This is a genomic window from Pseudomonas batumici, from assembly GCF_000820515.1.
Classification (GTDB): Bacteria; Pseudomonadota; Gammaproteobacteria; order Pseudomonadales; family Pseudomonadaceae; genus Aquipseudomonas; species Aquipseudomonas batumici.
In genome coordinates this window covers 95,633-112,527 of record NZ_JXDG01000040.1, presented here as the reverse complement: position 1 = coordinate 112,527, position 16,895 = coordinate 95,633, and the positions used below count along the sequence as shown (strand labels likewise).

General features: G+C 63.7%; 13 protein-coding genes. 5 read left to right on the top strand and 8 right to left on the bottom strand.

The features are described from left to right. Window positions 1–127: 127 nt before the first annotated feature. The 5 genes from UCMB321_RS15580 to UCMB321_RS15565 form a co-directional block, all read right to left on the bottom strand. Entirely contained in the window at window positions 128–643 is a 516-nt protein-coding gene (locus UCMB321_RS15580; protein ID WP_040068333.1) for an Hcp family type VI secretion system effector, read from the bottom strand. Between the two features lie 90 nt (window positions 644–733). Beyond that, window positions 734–1,027, bottom strand: a complete 294-nt coding sequence (locus UCMB321_RS30735; protein ID WP_157015966.1) for a hypothetical protein — start codon at window positions 1,025–1,027, stop codon at window positions 734–736. Window positions 1,028–1,053: 26 nt separating this feature from the next. Next, entirely contained in the window at window positions 1,054–2,472 is a 1,419-nt protein-coding gene (locus tag UCMB321_RS15575) for an efflux transporter outer membrane subunit (RefSeq protein ID WP_040068331.1), read from the bottom strand. After that, on the bottom strand, window positions 2,456–3,619 hold the full coding sequence (locus UCMB321_RS15570; protein ID WP_040068328.1) for an efflux RND transporter periplasmic adaptor subunit: 1,164 nt from the start codon (window positions 3,617–3,619) through the stop codon (window positions 2,456–2,458). The genes UCMB321_RS15575 and UCMB321_RS15570 overlap by 17 nt, the downstream gene beginning before the upstream one ends. Beyond that, entirely contained in the window at window positions 3,612–6,830 is a 3,219-nt protein-coding gene (locus UCMB321_RS15565; protein WP_040068326.1) for an efflux RND transporter permease subunit, read from the bottom strand. The genes UCMB321_RS15570 and UCMB321_RS15565 overlap by 8 nt, the downstream gene beginning before the upstream one ends. A 219-nt stretch (window positions 6,831–7,049) precedes the next feature. Between UCMB321_RS15565 and UCMB321_RS15560 the strand changes: the two genes are divergently transcribed. From UCMB321_RS15560 to UCMB321_RS15545, 4 genes are all read left to right on the top strand, one after another. Next, window positions 7,050–7,454, top strand: coding sequence for a PA0061/PA0062 family lipoprotein (locus tag UCMB321_RS15560; RefSeq protein ID WP_040068324.1), 405 nt, complete (start codon window positions 7,050–7,052; stop codon window positions 7,452–7,454). A 36-nt stretch (window positions 7,455–7,490) separates the two neighbouring features. Further along, the gene (locus UCMB321_RS15555) at window positions 7,491–7,901 is read left to right on the top strand and encodes a PA0061/PA0062 family lipoprotein (RefSeq protein ID WP_040068323.1); all 411 of its coding nucleotides are present in this window, start codon (window positions 7,491–7,493) and stop codon (window positions 7,899–7,901) included. 138 nt (window positions 7,902–8,039) lie between these two features. Next, entirely contained in the window at window positions 8,040–9,575 is a 1,536-nt protein-coding gene (locus UCMB321_RS15550) for a DUF7868 domain-containing protein (RefSeq protein ID WP_040068322.1), read from the top strand. Between the two features lie 2 nt (window positions 9,576–9,577). Further along, window positions 9,578–10,312 carry a copper chaperone gene (locus UCMB321_RS15545; RefSeq protein ID WP_052451246.1) on the top strand — a complete coding sequence of 245 codons (735 nt, stop codon included), beginning with the start codon at window positions 9,578–9,580 and terminating at the stop codon, window positions 10,310–10,312. Here UCMB321_RS15545 and UCMB321_RS15540 read toward each other — a convergent pair whose 3' ends face one another. Genes UCMB321_RS15540 through UCMB321_RS15530 form a run of 3 tightly spaced genes read right to left on the bottom strand, consistent with a single transcriptional unit; the run spans window position 10,313 to window position 15,750 of the window. Then, the gene (locus UCMB321_RS15540; protein WP_040068320.1) at window positions 10,313–12,310 is read right to left on the bottom strand and encodes a hypothetical protein; all 1,998 of its coding nucleotides are present in this window, start codon (window positions 12,308–12,310) and stop codon (window positions 10,313–10,315) included. A 16-nt stretch (window positions 12,311–12,326) separates the two neighbouring features. After that, entirely contained in the window at window positions 12,327–14,006 is a 1,680-nt protein-coding gene (locus UCMB321_RS15535; protein WP_040068318.1) for an alpha-keto acid decarboxylase family protein, read from the bottom strand. Continuing rightward, window positions 13,993–15,750, bottom strand: coding sequence for a flavin monoamine oxidase family protein (locus tag UCMB321_RS15530; protein ID WP_040068316.1), 1,758 nt, complete (start codon window positions 15,748–15,750; stop codon window positions 13,993–13,995). Before UCMB321_RS15530 ends, UCMB321_RS15535 begins: the two co-directional genes overlap by 14 nt. A gap of 155 nt (window positions 15,751–15,905) precedes the next feature. Between UCMB321_RS15530 and UCMB321_RS15525 the strand changes: the two genes are divergently transcribed. Beyond that, window positions 15,906–16,781, top strand: a complete 876-nt coding sequence (locus UCMB321_RS15525; protein ID WP_040068313.1) for a patatin-like phospholipase family protein — start codon at window positions 15,906–15,908, stop codon at window positions 16,779–16,781. Window positions 16,782–16,895 lie beyond the last annotated feature (114 nt).

The window sequence follows — 16,895 nt, the reverse complement described above, 5'->3', positions numbered from 1 at the left end:
ATGCTGTGGTGTGAAATCTGGGCCGTACGAAACCTTCGCCAGTGCCGAGGGGCCGCAGCGCGCCAAAAGGTTTTGAGGGAACGGCGCAAGGCGTCGCCGGCTAGGCCGAGCGACGCCCAGGTGGGAATCAGGACACTGGGGAGCGCCAGTCATTGGAGGCGGAGGTGCCCGCCACTTCGTGGGTCCAGGTGATCTTGCGGTAGCTGAAGTACACGTCTTCCAGATGGGTGAAGTGCGCCTGGTTCGGGTCCTGGCAATTGGGCATGCGCGATTTCACGTCGACGACGATGGCGTCTTCCAGTTCGATGGTGAAATAGTGCTCCTGGGTGCCGGAGGAGGAGGTGCGGTACCACTCCAGGCGGCATTTGGTCAGGGTTTCCCCGCTGGTCAGGGCGCTGAAGATCAGCGGCGAGGACTTGTCGAAGACCTTGCTGATCATCAGCGGATGGTGCACACGCTGGCCGGTCGGTTGTCCGGATTGCGGGTCGCGGGGGATGGTGATGTCGTGAGCGAAACCCTGGACCAGGATCTGGTCTTCATGACCTTCCTGGTAGATGTTTCCGACCGAGTCCTGGGTAAAGGTGCCCGCGGTGATCAGGCCTTGCTTGAGGCCTTGCAGGGTCAGGTAGGCAGGTGTTGGCATGGATGAATTCCTTGTCCGAAGAGGTGCTGTGTGCCATCAAGGGACGCTCGATGGGTTCACAGGTCTACAGATCAAGAGTTGTGCCTGTTTTTATTTTTTGTTTAAAAACATGTAGTTATTTTGTTTTTGCAGAATGGTTCTAGGTTTGGAGGGCGTTTCTTGAGGAAAGTGCGCAAGGTGTTGCGCATGATCGCGCAAGAAGTTGCCTGGTGGGTTGGAGGCCTTGTGTAGCAGGCATTGCAGAGCTGGATGAGGCGTTTTTAAGGCCAGGGATGGGGCAAAAGTTGCGCAGGCAGGAAATCGCCACGCGATCTGTGAGAGCCGGCTTGCCGGCGATGAGGCCAGCAAGCCTTGCATTGCCTGATCGGCCGCTATCGCCAGCAAGCCGGCTCCTACAGGGGCGCGCGCGTTCAGCCCTCGGGGCTCCAACCGCCACCCAACGCGGTCATCAGGCCGATGCTGGCCTGCAGCTGGCGGGTCTGCAAGGCCTGCAATTGCCGCTGCGCCTGCAGCGCCGCAGTCTGCGCCGTCACCACGTCCAGATAGTTCACCGCCCCGGCCTGGTAGCTGTTCATCGCCAGGGTCTGGGTGTTCTGCGCCGCACTCACGGCCGCCTGCTCATCCTGGACCTCCTGTTGCAAGTCGCGCAGTTGCGCCAGGTTGTCCTCGACTTCGCGCACCGCACGCAAGACTTGGCTGCGGTAATGGGCCGAGGCTTCTTCGAATTCGGCCTTGGCCTGATGCTCCTGGGCACTGAGGCGACCGCCGTCGAAAATCGGCAGGTTGACCAGTGGTCCCAGCGCCCAGTACCGGTTACCCGTCGACAGCAGGTTGCCGCTGCCCTGGGTCTGGCCGCCGAGCAGGCCGGTCAGGCTGAAATCCGGGTACCAGGCGGCCTTGGCCACGCCGATCCCGGCATTGGCGGCGAACACCCGCCGTTCCGCCGCGGCGATATCCGCACGCCGTTGCAGCAGGCCGCTGGGCAGGGCGCCGGGCACCTTGGGAATGGTCAGGAGCGCCTGGGTCGGCGGCAGTTGGAAATCACTGGCCGGCTCTCCCACCAATTCGGCAATGGCGTGTTCGGCCAGGTTGCGTTGGCCGCGCACTTCGTCCAGCTGCGCCCGGGCCTCGGCCAGCTGGCTCTGGGCGCGGGTCAGGTCGAGTTCCGAGGCGATCTGGCCCTGGTAGCGGTCGCGGGTCAGTTGCAGGGCCTGGGTGTAGTCATCCAGGGAACTGGTGAGAATCCGGTCCTGGGCGTCCAGGCCATTGAGCTGGACATACAAGGTCGCCAACTGCTGTTGCAGGCTCAGGCGCGCCACCGCCAGGTCGTCGCCGGAGGCCTGGGCCTGGGCGTCGCCGGCGGCCACCTGGTTGCGAATCCGCCCCCACAGGTCGAGGTCGAAGTTCAGGGCAAAGCCTGCGGTATTGCTGTCGTACACCGACGGCTGGGTGCTGCCGCGCAGCGGGCGATTGTCCGATTGGCGCTGGCGCAGAGGTTGCGCGCTGGCGCTGATCTGCGGGAACAATCCGGCATGCAACTGGCTCGCGTAGGCCTGGGCGCCGTCGTAGTGCGCGAGGGCGGCGGCCAGGTCCGGGTTGGCCTTGAGCAGGCGCTGTTGCAGGTCGTCGAGCTGCTTGTCCTGGAACAGCGTCCACCAGTGTTGTGACAACCGCTCGCCCGGTTGTGCCAGGTGCCAGGGGCCGTCGCTGGTCTGCTCGCGATAGTGTTCCGGCAGGTCGAGTCGGGGCGGCTGGTAGGTCGGCGCCAGGGAGCAGCCCTGCAAGCTCGCGATCAATAGCCAGGCGCTGCGCTTAAGCCTTGGGGACATGCTGGCCTCCGGCGTCGGCGAGTTTCACCGGGTCGCCTTCGCGCAGGGCGTCCGGCGGATTGTCGATCACGGTGTCGGCGGGTTTCAGGCCCTGGTCGATGACCAGGCGTTCGCCCAGGTCCAGGCCGATGTGGATGTCGCGCAGGTGCACATGGGACTGGGCGTCGAGCACGGCCACCTGGGTGCCCTGGGCGCGGAAGATCAAGGCGCTGGCGGGAATGCTGACGCCATGGGTGTCCGCCGGGATCGGCAGGGTCGCCTCGGCGTAGTCGCCCGGCAGCAGGGCGTTGTCCGGGTTCTCGGCGACGAACTGCGCCAGCAGGGTGCCTGAGCGCGAGTCGACGGCGGTGGAGTTGCCCACCAGTTTCGCGCTGAACTGCCGGCCAGGATGTTCCGGCACGCTCAGTTTTACTTCGAGACCGGGACGGATCACGCTGGCGTAGTTCTGCGGGATGGGCACGTAGAGCCGCAGTTGATGGGTGTCGGCGATGTCGAACAGTTCCGGGTCGCTGTCGCTGTCGGCCTTGATCAACTGGCCGATATCGGTGTTGCGGGCGGTGATGGTGCCGGCGAAGGGGGCGCGGATCGTCTTGTACGCTTCCAGCGCCGACAGCCGTGCGTAGTCGGCGCTGGCGGCTTCGGCATTGGCCTTGGCCGCGGCGGCGTTGGAGCTTTTTTCATCGGCTTCCTGGCGCGACACCGAATGGGTCCCCACCAGGTTCTGCCAGCGCGTAGCGGTGGTCTCGGCCAGGCGCGCATTGGCCTGTTCCTGCAGCAGGTGGGCATGGGCCTGGGCGACCTGCTGGTCGAGGTCCGGGCTGTCGATCTCCGCCAGCACCTGGCCGGCCTTGACCGGGCTGCCGATGTCGGTTTTCCAGTCCTTCAGATAGCCGCTGACCCGCGCATGGATCGGCGCCTTGCTCCAGGCTTCCAGGCGGGCCGGCAGGCGCAGGGTATCGCCGGCGGCGTTCTGCGCCGGCTTGAACACGCTGACCATGGGCACGGCGGCGGTTTCGGTCCAGGCGCTCACGGCCTGTTCATGGCGGGTCCGCGCGGCAATCCCGTTGGCGACCAGCAAGGCGGCCAGGGTCAGCCCGCCGACGCCCAGGTAAAGCAGGCGTTTGCCCGAGGGTTTGCGATCAGTCATGGGTGTTTTCTCCAGCTACGACGCGAATGGGCTGGCGGCCGTGCACCAGGCTGAACACCACGGGGACGAACAGCAGGGTGGCAGTGGTCGCCAGGATCAGACCGCCGATCACGGCGCGTCCGAGGGGGGCGTTCTGTTCTTCGGAAAGGGCCAGCGGCAACATGCCGATGATCATCGCCAGGGCGGTCATGCACACCGGGCGGAAGCGGGTGTAGCCGGCTTCCAGGGCGGCCTTGAGGGCATCGCCGTGTTCGGCCAGGCGTTCGCGGCAGAAGCTCACCACCAGGATCGAGTTGGCGGTGGCCACGCCCATGCAGAGGATGGCCCCGGTCAAGGCCGGCACCGACAGCGAGGTGCCGCTCAGGAACAGCATCCAGACGATCCCGGCCAGGGCCGCGGGCAGGGCGGTGATGATCACGAAAGGGTCGACCCAGGACTGGAAGTTGACCACGATCAGCAGGTAGATCAATACCACGGCGCCCAGCAGGCCGAAGCTCAGGCCGCTGAAGGCCTCATGCAGGGCGTCGATCTGGCCGTGCAGGCTGACAATCGCACCCTTGGGTCGCAAGGCGGAGGCATCGTCGAGGATCTTCTGGATGTCATGGGCCACCGCGCCGAGGTCCCGGCCTTGCACGCTGGCGTAGATGTCCAGGGTCGGCTGGATGTTGTAGTGGGTGACCACCGCCGGGCTCTGGACCCGATTGATGGTCGCCAGGCCGCCGAGGATCTGCGACTGGCCGTTGCTGCCGGTGACCGGCAGCGCTTCCAGTGACGGCAGGCTGTCCAGGCGGTATTGCGGAGTGGCCGCGACCACGCCATAGGAGACGCCGTTGGCCGGGTTGAGCCAGAAGGTCGGTGCCACCTGGGAGCTGCCCGCCAGCGAGGCGACCATGCTGTTGGTGACGTCGCGCTCGGTGATGCCCAGGCCTTTGGCGCGCAGACGGTCGACCTTCACTGCCAGCGACGGGTAGCCGACCGATTGCTGGATCCGCAGGTCGGCGATCCCCGGCACGTGTTGCAGGCGCCGTTGCAGCTCCAGGGCGAAGGTGCGGTTTTCCTCGGCACTGCGCCCGGAGATCTTCACGTCCAGCGGAGCCGGTGCGCCGAAGTTGAGGATCTGGCTGCTGATGTCCGCCGGGAGGAAGGCGAAGTGGCTGCCGGGGAAGCTTTCCGGCAAGGCCGTGCGCAGCTTTTTCACGTAGTCGGCGGTGGGCTGGTGATCGGCCTTGAGGGTCACCTGGATATCGCCGTCCTGCGGGCCGATGGTGCCGCTGCTGCTATAGGCCATGTCGATGCCGCTCAGCGGAATACCGATGTTGTCGACGATGTTGTCCAGTTCCTCGGCGGGAATCACTTCGCGGATCCGCGCTTCGATACGGTCGAAGGTGGCGGCGCTTTCCTCGATCCGCGTGCCCAGCGGCAGGCGCACGTGCAGGGCCAGGGCGCCGGCGTCGGTGGCGGGGAAGAAGTCCTCGCCCAGGCTCGGCAGCAGGCTGAAGGACGCCAGCACACAGGCCAGGAAACCCAGCAGGAAGCGCTTGCGGCAGCCCAGCGCCAGGGTCAGCAGGCCGTGGTAGACGTCGCGTACCGCGGAGAAGCCGCGCTCGAAACCCTGCTGGAAACTCAGTACGCCTTGCAGCAAGCGACTGCGCGGCTGGCTGTGCTGTTCGCCTTCGTGATGGTTGATGAATTCATCTTCGGGATGATGACCGCTGCCGCCCTCAACCACATGGGGCTTGAGCAGGAACATCGCCAGGGTCGGCACCAGGGTCCGCGACAGGATGAAGGAACTGGCCATGGCGAAGATCACCGCCAGGGCCATCGGCCGGAACAGGAAACCGGCAATGCCTTGCAGCATGAACATCGGCACGAACACGATGCAGATGCACAGCAGCGAGACGAAGGCCGGGCCGACGATCTGCTTCGCGCCGTCGAGGATCGCGTCCTTGACCGCCTTGCCCTGTTCCAGGTGCCAGTTGATGTTTTCGATGGTCACCGTCGCATCGTCCACCAGGATCCCCACCGCCAGCGCCAGCCCGCCCAGGGTCATGACGTTGAGGGTCTGGCCGGTGGCGGCCAGCAGGGCGATGGCCGAGAGCACCGCCAGCGGGATCGAGGCGGCGATGATCAGGGTCGAGCGCCAACTGCCGAGGAACAGCAGGATCATCGCGCTGGTCAGCAGGGCGGCGATGATGCCTTCGCGGGCAACGCTGCCCACCGACTGCTTGACGAACACCGAGGCGTCGCCCAGCAGTGAGGTCTTGAGTTCCGGGGGCAGGGTTTCGTTGATCAGCGGCAGCATGTTGCGGATGCCGTCGACGATCGACAGGGTGGAGATATTGCCGTTCTTCATGGCCGGCATCAGCACTGCGCGGCGGCCGTCGACCCGTACGATGTTGGTCTGTGGCGGCGAGCCGTCACGCACGTGGGCCACCTGGCCGATGGTGATCAGGGCGCCGTCGACGGTCTTGATCGGCAGGTCGTTGAGTTCTTCGATGACTTTCGGGCTGTTGTTCAGCAGCACGGTGTATTCGTAGGGGCCGAGTTTGGCGGTACCCACCGGAATGATCTGGTTCTGCGCGGCCAGGGCGTTGCCCACATCCTGCGCCGACAGGCCCTTGGCGGCCAGCGCCTGGGGATCGAGGTCGAGGGTGATCTGGCGTTGCTTGCCGCCCATCGGTGTCGGAATCGCCAGGCCCGGCACGGCGGTCAGCGGCAGGCGGATGTTGTTCTGCACCAAGTCACGGATCTTCGCTTCCGACAGGGTCGGGCTGGAAAACGCCATCTGCAGGATCGGCACCGTCGAGGCGCTGTAGTTGAGGATCAGCGGCGGGGTGATGCCCGGCGGCATCTGCTTGAGCACGGTCTGCGAGACGGCGGTCACCTGGGCGTTGGCGGTGCGGATGTCCACGCCCGGCTGAAAGAAGATCTTGACGATGCCCATGCCCGGCAGCGATTGCGACTCGATGTGTTCGATGTCGTTGACCGTGGTGCTCAGGGAGCGTTCGTAGGTGTAGATCACCCGGCCGGCCATGTCCTCGGGAGACAGGCCGTTGTATTGCCAGACCACCGCGACCACCGGAATGCCGATGTCGGGAAACACGTCGGTGGGGGTCCGCAGGGCCGCCAGCGGCCCGATGATGCAGATGAATATCGCCAACACGATAAACGTGTAGGGCTTGAGCAGTGCGGTCTTTACCAGCCCGAGCATGCCTGAACCTCCGGGGAGTGGAATTGCAAACACCGGCAGTCTTGCGTCTGGAACTTAACGTTCAGCTTTCACCAACATGAAGGGTTTTTTAGATAAGGACTGAAAAACCCTTCATGTGTGTTCATTTGTACAAGCCTCTCTACTTCGCCACTCTTGGCCTCGATCAGACGGACTTACCGTCCAGCGATACCGCCCTTGAATATGAGAGGAATTCATTCAATGACACTTAAACCACTGATGCTGATTTCGGCTCTTGGATTGGTTGGCCTGCTGTCCGCCTGCGCAGCGCCGGTACCCAAGGCCGATCCGAGCGAAGCCTGGATCGGTCTCGGGCAGGGCTCCAGTGATGACCTGCTGGCCGAGCGCGTGGATGGCAAGCGCGTCGACGACGGCCGCTATTTCGAAGTGGCGCCGGGCAAACACGATCTGAACGTGCTCCTGGTCCAGGGCGCCAACGGTAATAGCGAGCAGCCCGAGTGCACCGGCCAGGTGGAGTACGACCAGTTCAAGGCCGGCAAGCACTATCACCTGGTGGAGTCGGGAGCCGGTTCCAATGTCGGCGTCGCGCTGGTGAACGACCACGGCGCGACCGTGGCCCACTCCAGGAAATTTTCCTGCATCTGACAGCCAACAGTTTTTTCATCTTTGAGGTAGGACACCATGACATTCAAACCCCTGATGCTGCTTCCAACCCTGGGCCTGGCCTTTCTGCTGTCCGCCTGTGCCGGCCCCATGCCGAAGGCTGATCCGAGCCAGGCCTGGATCGGCCTGCAGGATGAAGCGCCGAACGACCTGCTCGCCGAGAAGGTCGATGGCAAGAAAATCGACGACGGTCGTTTCTTCGAGGTGGCCCCGGGGTCCCACAAGCTGGACGTGATGCTGGTGGAGATTCCCTCGGGCGACGGCAACCCGCAGGACTGCTCGGGCGAGGTCAGCTACAACCACTTCAAGGCCGGTGAGCACTACAAGTTGGTGGAGTCGAGCCTGGGCCAGGAAGTCAACGCCCGCCTGATGGATTCCCATGGCCGGCAAGTGGCCCAGACCGGTGACTTCCAGTGCATGCCGGGCTGAGGTGAAGGGCCTCTGATGTGCCGCAGGGACCGCCTGTCTACTTCGGCGGCGGTCTCGAGGCAGATTGATATCACCTGATCTAATGTTGCATTCGGGCCAGCAAGTCCCCGGCCCAATGGACTTTCAGGGAGAACGATCATGGCACATGTACGTCGCGATGTATGGAAGTTGGACCCGGGCTGGAACGAGACCTTGTTGTGGTATGCGCGCGCTGTTGAGGCGTTGCGCAAAAAGCCGATCACCGACCCTACCAGCTGGCTGTTCCTGGCGGCGATGCATGGCATTACCCGACCGCTCTGGGAAAGTGCCGGTTATGTGACTGCGCAGACAGTGTTTCCGCCGCAAGCCGAGCAGGACCTCTACTGGAACCAGTGCCAGCATCAGAACTGGTATTTCTTCCCTTGGCATCGAGGCTATCTGGCCTCGTTCGAGCAGATCGTGCGTGCCACGATCGTCGACCTCAAAGGTCCGGCGGACTGGTCGCTGCCTTACTGGAACTACAATGCCAGTGCCCAGGCCCAGGAGCTGCCGAAGTGTTTTGCCCAGCAGAGCTGGCCGGACGGCGCGCATAACCCGTTGTATGTCGAGCGTCGTTATGGGTTGGGCGTGACTCCGATTGTCGTTCCAGCGAAATATATCCGGCTGACGGCACTGCGCGATCATGTTTTTGCCGGCTCCGAAACCGGTGTCCCTCCCGGTTTCGGCGGGCCGGAGTCGCCCTTCATCCAACACGGCGTCGCCAACGGACTGCTGGAGTCCGAGCCGCACAACAACGTCCACGGCGTAGTGGGTGGCAGTTCAGGCGACATCCGGGGATTGATGAGCGTGCCCAACACGGCGGCGCTGGACCCCATTTTCTGGCTGCACCACGCCAATATCGATCGTCTGTGGGCGGTCTGGCTCAAGTCTTATGGCGGCAACCAGAACCCTGCCGATCCGGCCTGGCTGAACGGCCCTCTCGATTCAGGACGCCCTTTCATCGTGCCGCAAGTCGGAGGTGAACCCTGGACGTTCAAGGTGCGTGATGTGCTGGATACGCGCGCGCCCAAGCTGGACTATACCTATGAAGACACCACGGCTCCGCAAAGCAAACACCCTCTGCTTCAGCATCGTCTGTTGAATCTCGGAGCCAATATCGTGGCACCGGTCCCGGAGGCGCTGATGAGCCGCAATACCGATGTCGAACTGATTGGCGCCAACGCGTCTGTGCTCAATCTGTCAGGCGGTAGCGTCGACACCTCCGTGCAACTGGATAAACCCGGTTCGCGCAAAGTGCTGAACAGCCTGAAATCCACCGCGAACTTCTCCGTGAAAGCGCCGTCGCTGCCGGACCGGGTGTTCCTGCACCTGGAGAATATCCGGGGTAACAAGGACTCGGCGCTCTTCGAGGTCTACGTCAATCTGCCCCCGAACGCCGTTCCCGACGAGCATCCAGAGTTGCACGTCGGGACGATATCGCTCTTCGGTGTCGAGCAGGCCAGTCAGGCGGACGGTCGCCACGGCGGCCATGGCGTCAGCCATGTATTGGATATCACCGAGGTGGTGGATGCCTTGCATCTCGGCGGCGTCCAGGACCTGAACACACTGAACGTGCGGTTTGTGCCCGTTACGCCTGTCGGTCCCAAGGACCAGATCACGATCGGTCGAGTCAGTGTCTACCGCCAGGGCGATTGAGCATGGGGCGGTATCTGCTGCTTTTCCTGAGCAAGGGGAGCCGGCCCTGGCTGATACTGATCAGCCTGGCCGGTTGGGGTTGGCTGCTGGGCGGGGTGCAGAGGCTCTCGGGCCCGGCGTTCTGCGGCGCCTGGCCGTCCCTGGGGTACACCGCGAGCTGGCAGGGGATTGAACAGGTGCTGCTGTTCAATCCTCCGCAGGTCTTGTTGGGGGGCTGGACATTGATGCTGCTGGCGATGATGCCCTTGCTGCTGGCGCATCCGCTGGAGCATTTGTGGCGGGTCAGCCTGTCGAGAAGGCGCTGGCAGGCGCTGGGCCTGTTCGTGCTTGGCTTCGGCAGTGTCTGGACCCTGGCGGGGGTGGGGTTGTTGACGGTAGCGGTGGGCGTCCGGGTGTTGCTGGGCATCGAGCCGTTGACGGCTCTGGTCGGCGGCTTGCTGATCTGTTTGCTGTGGCAGGCCTCGCCTGCCAAGCAGCGGAGCCTGAACCGCTGTCATCACCAACCGCGTATTTCAGCGTTCGGTTTCGCCTTTCTCCGGGATTGCCTGAAGTACGGTGTCGTCAGTGCTGTCTGGTGCGTGGGTTCGTGCTGGGCCGTGATGCTGCTGCCGATGCTGGCCGAACAGGGGCATCTGCTGCTGATGCTGTTGACCATGGCCTGGATGGTGCTTGAGCGCTTGCAGCGCAACCGGGTGCCCCAATGGCGCTGGCCATTCAGGTTGCGCTTTGCCCGTTGATCAGTAAGGTGCCGCGCTGATGGTCGCATTGCGCCAGGCATTGCGCAGTTGTTCGTCGAGCAGTGTCGGTACCGTCTTGCCCGGCTGTTGTTGCAGGCTCAGCTTCAACCCGTTGAGCGAGCGACCACTGAGGCGATTGCCCGCCAGATCCTCACGAAAGACCTTTTCGGCTTCGTCCGCCTTGCCTTGCTCCAACAGCGCATAGCCCAGGGATTCGCGCAGGGTGTAATACCAGTCCGGCGGCTCGTTGTAGCTCAGCGCATCCTGAAGGGCGACCGCCTTGCGCCAGGCACCGATGATCTGCTCCTGGTTATTACCCTGCAGTGACTTGAGGTCCGTGGCCAGGGCCTGCGAAGGGTCCTTGCCGAAGACCTTGGCGGCGGTTTCCCGCAATGAGGCCAGGTCGAGCTTGCCGTGGCTACTGGCCTGGGCCTTGTTCAGCAGGATCAGGTTGGCGATGCGGAACAATTCCACCGCCTTGTTGTTGCCGTAGCCGAGGTCCGCTTTGCGTTTCAAGGCGTTCGTCACCGCCTGCCAGTAGTCCTTGAGCGCGTCGTCGGCCGCCGCGTTGTCCAGGCCGTCCTGGGCCAGTTGCCGGTAGGCCTTGGCATAGGCGTCCATGACCTGGGTGTAAGGCGCGGTCAAGGGCTGCCAATCCTTGTCGGCCTGGGTGCAGGTCTCGTTGATGGTCTTCAGGCCTTGTTCGATCTTCGGCTTGATGCGCTCCAGTGCCGTCCAGTCCTGGAAGCGCACGGCGAAGTAATAGGGCACCGCATAGAAGTAGTCGGTCTTGGTGCGGATTTCGTCGGGGTACTGTTTGCAGAGAAAGTCCAGCGCCGAATAGCGCGTGGTGTTTTCCACCAGTTCCTCGGCCATGTTCATGGCTTCGTTCTGGCGGCCCTCGATGGACAGGGTCCAGGTCAGGAAGTGGATGTTGTGGCCCAGGTAGTGCAGCGGGTAGGGGCTCTGCGGGTCGACCTGATGAGCGTAGGCCCGGTCCACCGAGACCGCCGTGTAGTTGGCGACGCTGGCCAGGGCGTTGTTGCCGGTGCGCTGGTAGATGTGCGAAGCCATGTGCACCAGGTGTCCGATGGCCGGGTTCTGCTCGCGGAAGCGATTGGCCATGGGCAGCCCGCTGTCGGGGAAGGGCGACTCCTCGATGGCGTGAATGTAGAAGTGATTGGCACCACTGTGCAGTTTGTCCTGCACCAGCACGCGGTTGAGCACTTGCAGCGCCTCATAGGCCGCCGGTGTCGGGTGGACTTCATTGGAGACCGCTGCCTCGCCGTCCCACCACTTCCAGGGGGTGAGGTTGAGCAGCGCGTCGGCGTAGAGGGTGGCGGCATCGAGGTCGTCGAAATAGGTCTGCGACAGCGCTTTCATGGCATCGGCGTAGTGCTGTTTTCCAGCGCCGTCGAGGCTGACCTGGCCGTCCTGCAGGGTGTAGACGCTCAGGAACGCCTTGGCGTAATCGACTTCACGTTGCAGCTGCTGTTCGGTGAAGCGCGCCTTGGCGGCCGGGTCCTTGAGACGCTCATTGGCGTGTTCCAGGGCGATCTGCGCCGAGCGATAGGCCAGCTGGTCGCAACCGAGGGTGGCGTCGCTGTTGATATTGGAGTTGGCCGACAAGGCAATGCCCCAATAGGGCATGGCTGAACCCTCGTCGAAACGGCTGGCCTGGTAGAAGGCCCGGATCGCTTCGGAGAAGTTGAAGCCGTATTGCAGGGCGATGCCCTGACTATAGAAGGCTTCGACCTGATCGGCGTCTTTCAGGCTGACCATGGGGTAACGCGTGTCGCCCAGGCCTGAGAGCAACTGGCCCGGGTCAGTGTCCCGCGGGCTGACGCATTGGTGCAGGACTTCCAGGTAGGGCGTGTCGGGCGAGACCGGGGTGAAGCGCTTCACGGCTTCGGCCGTTTCGGGGCCGTGGGTATGGGCCTGGGCCACGGACAGGCCGGTGAGCAGCAGGGCAGCGACAGCAAGACGCAATACAGCCATGTAGTGATTGCTCCGTTCAGGACGCGAGTCGTTCGATCTGGGGCGCGAGGTCTTTCTGCGGGATGACGACCTGGACCAGCACGGTCTCGTCGATCACCAGCAATTTCAGCAGCAGTTCGCGCAGCTCACCCTCGGTCGAGACCCTGTAGCCCCTGGCGCCGAAGCCCTTGGCCAGGGCCAGGTAATCCCAGCTCGGCAGGATGTCGAACGGCGCGAACTCCCCGTGCTCCTTGAACGCGTTGATGTTCACGAACGCCTGCTCGATGGCATAGACCTCGTTGCTCATGACGAACACCACGGCATTCACGCGGTTGCGCACCAGGGTCGAGAGCGATTGACACATCATCATGAAACCACCGTCGCCGGCGACCACCAGGGGCCGGCGCCCACCGCCCATGGCCACACCGAGGGCGCAACCGGTCTCATGACCGAGGGAGCCCCAGATCGCATCGGCGACAAAGCTGTTTTCGGGCATGCCCATGATATTGCTGGCGGCGTACAGCGCCGAGCTTTCCCCGAGGATCAGCGCACTGTTGTCCCACAGGCGTTGCTCCCGGGCGAAGTCGGCGAGGGTGTCGAGGAACCGCTCGTAAGTCAGCGGCGTGTCGTGGTCGGTCGCCCCGAGCAGTGGCGAGAGGGGCTCGCGCGGGTGCAAGGGCAGCGGGAAATTCTCGTCCAGCCCGAGTGCGCTGGTCAGGGCGCCGAGGTACTGCGGCAGGGGAACATGGGGGTAGTACTGCAAGCCGGTACGGGCCTGTTGGGTGTTGACCAGGATGATCTGGCCGAAATCTTTCTTCAGCAGTTGCAGGTAGTCGTCGGTAAAGATCACCCCCAGGGCCAGGATGCAATCGGTCTGGTCCACCAGGTCCTGGGTCCACAGCCGCGAGGCGGTGCCGGCATAGGTGCCGATGAATTGCGGGTGGTTCTCGTCGACAACGGTCTTGGCTTCCAGCGAGGTGGTGAACGACAGGCCGCTGGCTTCGATCAGGTGCAGCGCCTGCTTTTGCAGGCCGAAACGGGCGATCTCGATGCCGAGCATGATCAACGGTTTTTTCGCCTCGCGCAGGCGTTGCACCGAGGTCTCGACCGCCGCGTCCAGCGATTGCAGATCACAGGCGGCCGGCACGGCGCGGAGTTCGCCTTTCGGCTCTTCGCAGGGTTCGCCCCAGACGTTCTGCCAGGCTTCCAGGTAGATCGGCCGGCGCTGGCTGATGGCGGCGACCAGCGCCCGGTCGATCAGTGCCGGTGCGGTGCGGCTGTCGTCCAGCAGTTCACAGGCCACCGTGATGTTCTCGAACACCTTGCGCCCGACTTCCAGGTCGCCGGTGGAGTGGTGGAACAGGACGTCCTCGGACCAGATGATCTGGCGGTTCTTCGCCGACGGGCTGGCGCTGATCACCACCACCGGGTTGCGCTCGACATAGGCGCCGGCAATCGCATTCATCGCGCTGAAGGTCCCCACGCCGTATTGCAGCGACACCGCGCCGATCCCGGCGTAACGGGCGTAACCGTCGGCGGCGTAGGCGGCACTCAGTTCATTGACTTCGCCGACCGGCCGGATATCGGCGGATTGCTCCAGGGCGTCCATGAACCCCGACACGTAGTCGCCGGGTACCTGGAACACCTTGTGGACACCCAGTTGATGGAGCCGCGCCAGCAGGTAGTCGGCGACGCTGAAGTCCTTATTCGTTGCCATGGTCGATCCCCTTGTAGGCAAACTGGGTCACTTCGTTCAGGGTGTCCGCGCAGTCCTTGCAGGCCGGGTGCCGGCCCGGTTCCAGGGCGCAGCCGTCGGGTGTCGGTACCGGCAGCAAGGCGTAGTGCTTGGGTAACCACGCCGGGCGCTTGAGCCCGAAGAAGTCCTGGAGTGTCGATTCGGCCACGGTCAGCGCGCCTTCGACCCAGCCCTGGCCATAGGAGTAGGCTTCGCCGACGATATGGATCTGCTGCTTTTCCACGGGGCGGCGCATGCGGCAGATGATCTGGTCGATGCGGTAATTGGCTTTCCATTCATGCCAGCCGCCGCCGTACGGGTCGGCGTCCCAGGCGTGATAGACCGCCGAATAGGGACGCGGCAGTTCCACCTGGTCATGGACCTGGGCGACCTGCATCTGCGCCACCCGGACCATCTCGTCGCTGACGGTGAACTGGGTCCTGGGCACCACCGGCTCGGCCTTGAGCAGGCCGGCCAGGTTGGCGGGCATGTGGCCAACGAACGGCGCGCCGTCTTCCAGGCCCTTCCAGAACGGTACGGTGCCGATGTCGTTGTAGGAGGCCATCAGCAACGAGTTGAGCGTCGGTTCGCCGCCTTTCTGCTCGCATTCGGTGCCCATGTAGTAGATCTGCCGCACCGGCAGGTCGGTGACCGAGCGCCCGGCCACCAGTCCGAGCGAGCGCCACCAGGGCTGTTCGTAGGCGAGGAAGAGCTTGAAGGCCGACTGCATCAGCACCGAGCCGAGATTGTCCTTGAGCCAGGGATCGCTGAAAAACGGCGAGTCGATCAGTTCCAGTGAGCGGCGTGGCATGGCCAGGATGATTTTCCTCGCCTTGACCACGGACTGGCCAGCGCTGTCGTGGGTACTGCCATCCACCGTGGTGGTGGCCTGGAAATGCAGGCGGTAGGGGAAGTCGGCATCCTTGGCGTAGCTGATGGCGGTCAGCCGCTGGTTCATGTGCACCCGTTGCTTGCCCGGCAATTGTCCCGGCAGCTTGGCGAAGCTGGCGGCGAGCGTCAGGGGCAGGCTCTGGAAACCCTTGGTCAGGGTCAGGAACTCGGTGGTGTCCTTGTATTCGGTGGCCGGCAGCTGGGTCACGGCGCTGGCATTGGCGACGTTGGCGTCATAGCCGCCGGCGTCCTTCATGAACTGGTAACCCTCGTTGCTCATCACCCGGTAGAGCAGGTTCCAGAAGCCATACTTCCAGATCTCCTTGCCGAACACCGAGACCTGCATCTGTTGGCACAGGCTGAGCTTGTCGAACCCCGGGTACACGTAGTTCATCACCTTGACTTGCAGGTCCTCGGGGCCGAAGCCGCGCTCGGACCAGGCCAGGTCGTAGGGGATCTTTTCCGGGGCTTCGACGAAGTCGCGATAACGGAAGCGCTTGCCGCGCAGGTAAAACAGGTTGTTTTTGGCGTAGACCGGCTTGGGCGCGCCCATGGGGAAATCCTGGCTGGGCAGCTTGAGGTGCTTGACCAGGCTGTCCACCAGCACATGGCCGTCGGCGCCCGGGATGTAGCGCATGCCACCGACCTCGGCGACTACATTGGGCAGCCCGGGTAGGTTGATGCTGAACAGGCGTCCGCCGATCCGGTCGCTGTATTCGAACAGGGCGATGTTCTGTGTGTCGCCATGGATCTGTTGCAGACGCCAGGCGCTATAGCTGCCTGAGACGCCGCCACCGACCACGGCCACGTCAAGTTCCAGTTCTTGCGACTTCATGGCGAACTCCATTTCGAGGAGACAGAGGAACCGAGCATTCCGTTCGCGCCAAGTATTGTCGAGTTTTGCCGAAATGCTAGTTTGCCATCACGTTGATTTCCAAGCCGCCAGCTATGCTCCTGTATGACTGTCATCGAGTACGAGCGAGGCCCGCCATGCCCACTGTCAAGACTGCCCTGGTGCTCGCTGGGGGCGGTAGCCTCGGCGCCGTCCAGGTGGGCATGCTCAAGGCCCTGGTGGAGGCCGGGGTGAACTTCGATCTGGTGATCGGCGCCTCGGTGGGCGCCATCAACGGCGCCTACTTCGCCGCACGACCTACCGCCCAGGGTGTGGAGGAACTGGCGGACTTCTGGCGCGGTTTGCGCAAGGGCGATGTGTTTCCCCTGTCGTTGCTCGATACCCTCGGCGCGCTGATCAATCGGCGCGGCTTTCTGTTGCAGGCCACGGCACTGGAGCGACTGGTCGCGCGTGCGTTGCCCGTGGACCGGATCGAAGACACGGTCCTGCCCCTGCATATCGTCACCACCAACCTGCTGACAGGCGCCGAAGAGCTGTTGTCCAGCGGCAGTGCGGAACAGGCGCTGCTGGCCAGCGCGGCGATCCCGTTGGTATTTCCTTGCGTGAGGATCGGCGAAAAACTGTTGATCGACGGTGGCGTGGCGAGCAATACCCCGATCGCCAGCGCGGTCGACCTGGGGGCCAGGCGCATCGTGGTGGTGCCTACGGGCTTTGGCTGCGCCTGCCCGGAACCGCCGGCGGGGCTGGTCGCCCTGGCGCTGCACACTTTGAACCTGATGAGCATGCGGCAACTGGTCCGCGATATCGAACTCTACACGGAGCGGGCGGATATTCATGTGGTGGCGCCGCTGTGCCCCCTGGGTATTTCGGTCTTCGACTTCAGCCAGACCGACGCCTTGTTGCAGCGCGCCCATGAGCAAACCTGCGCCTGGATCAAGGACGGGGGGCTGCTTCGTAGCGGGGTGCCCGATTCGCTGCAGGCCCACACCCATCCCTCGGCGCACGGGCACTGAGGGGCTGACGGCCTGACATCGAAAATTTCATGGAGCAAATCGACGCGGGAAGCACCTGGCGTCATAAAAATTCGCTACGCTCGCCTACCACAGCAAACAGCTCAAGGATGTGAT